At 63.4% G+C, this 1,505-nt stretch carries 2 protein-coding genes; both read left to right on the forward strand.

The window, feature by feature from the left end; all coding sequences use genetic code 11:
* The first annotated feature begins 250 nt into the window (after positions 1 to 250).
* Positions 251 to 442 (forward strand): hypothetical protein, encoded by a 192-nt coding sequence (locus VW23_RS21845; RefSeq protein WP_141728443.1) that lies wholly within the window; start codon positions 251 to 253, stop codon positions 440 to 442.
* 195 nt (positions 443 to 637) lie between these two features.
* Positions 638 to 1,273: a peroxiredoxin gene (locus tag VW23_RS21850; RefSeq protein WP_069911612.1), complete on the forward strand. Its 636-nt coding sequence runs from the start codon at positions 638 to 640 to the stop codon at positions 1,271 to 1,273.
* The last annotated feature ends 232 nt before the right edge of the window (positions 1,274 to 1,505 follow it).

Below are 1,505 nucleotides of genomic sequence, written 5' to 3' on the forward strand. Positions count from 1 at the left end.
CCCCCAACCCCTCCCCCTTGAGGGGAGGGGTTGGGGGTGGGGGTCCATCGGTGATCACCGCACCACCCCCTCCCTCAATCCCTCCCCTCAAGGGGGAGGGAGGCGATCGCGAAGCTGGTGTCGGCAGGTCGGCACCACTGAGGTTCGTTCAAACTCGATTCAACCCCGACCGAACCCGGCAACCCCCGGGCAAGCCCTGAGCGTGCAGGCTCACTGCGATGCCCGCCCGCGGGTCTCTGGAGGCATGATCATGTTCAGCTGGCTGCCACCACTGCAGCAGGGCTCGGCGACCATCGGCGCTTCGCTGCTGTTCATCGTCCTGGTGTTCCTCATCGCCCGGGTGGCGCGGCTCAGTCAGCCGTTGTCGCTGGCCCTGGCGCTGACTCCGCCCATGGCCATCGCCGTCGCCCTCGAGCGCGGCTTCGCCAGCGGCCTCATCTGACCCCCGGCGCTTCACCGTTTCGTTCTATCACGCTGATTTTGCTGCCGACCGCGCCCTCACGGAAGCGGTTGTTGCCGCTTGACGGCAAAACACAAAAAGATTTCATGCGGCGCAGTCGCATTCGACTGGGCCGCGTTCGATAGTTGCGCGCGGTAAGCGCCGGGAACGGCAACGACCCGCATCAAGGAGTTCATCATGGCAATTCTCATCGGCGATACCGCCCCCGATTTCGAGGCGGAGACCACCGAAGGTCGCATCCGCTTCCACGATTACATTGACGGCGGCTGGGCCGTGCTGTTCTCGCACCCGAAGAATTTCACCCCGGTCTGCACCACCGAGCTCGGCTACACCGCCAAGCTGAAGCCCGAGTTCGACAAGCGCGGCGTCAAGGTGCTGGGCCTCTCGGTCGACAAGCTCGAGAACCATGCCGGCTGGGCCGCCGACATCGCCGAGACGCAGGGCACCACGCTCAACTTCCCGCTGATCTCCGACGTCGATCGCGAGATCGCCACCAAGTACGACATGATCCACCCCAACGCTAACGACAGCCTCACCGTGCGCTCGCTGTTCGTCATCGGGCCGGACAAGAAGGTGAAGCTCAAGATCGAATACCCGGCCTCCACCGGCCGCAACTTCGACGAGATCATCCGCGTCATCGACAGCCTGCAGCTCACCGCCAAGCACCAGGTGGCGACGCCGGTGAACTGGAAATCGGGCGAAGACGTGATCATCGTCCCCGCCGTCTCCGACGAAGCGGCGCGCGAAAAATATCCCGAAGGCTGGAAGACACTGAAGCCGTACCTGCGCATCGTGCCGCAGCCGCGCGCCTGATTGGGTCCGAGCGATACGAAGTTCCGGGCGGCCTCAGGGCCGCCTGTTTTGTTCAGCCATTGCCTCGGAACGCCCCACCCACTCGGTGTCATCCCCGCGAAAGCGCACTAGTGTCCGGGATTTTTGTTTGTTTGGGGTGGTGCAAGGCAGGCACCGCCAGGTGATCTGGCATAAAATCGAGTTGCGAGACTTGATTTGGAGCCTGCCATGCCATTTGAGCCTAATGGTTTCC

Origin of the sequence: Devosia insulae DS-56 (genome assembly GCF_000970465.2) — a bacterium.
GTDB classification, from domain to species: Bacteria; Pseudomonadota; Alphaproteobacteria; order Rhizobiales; family Devosiaceae; genus Devosia_A; species Devosia_A insulae.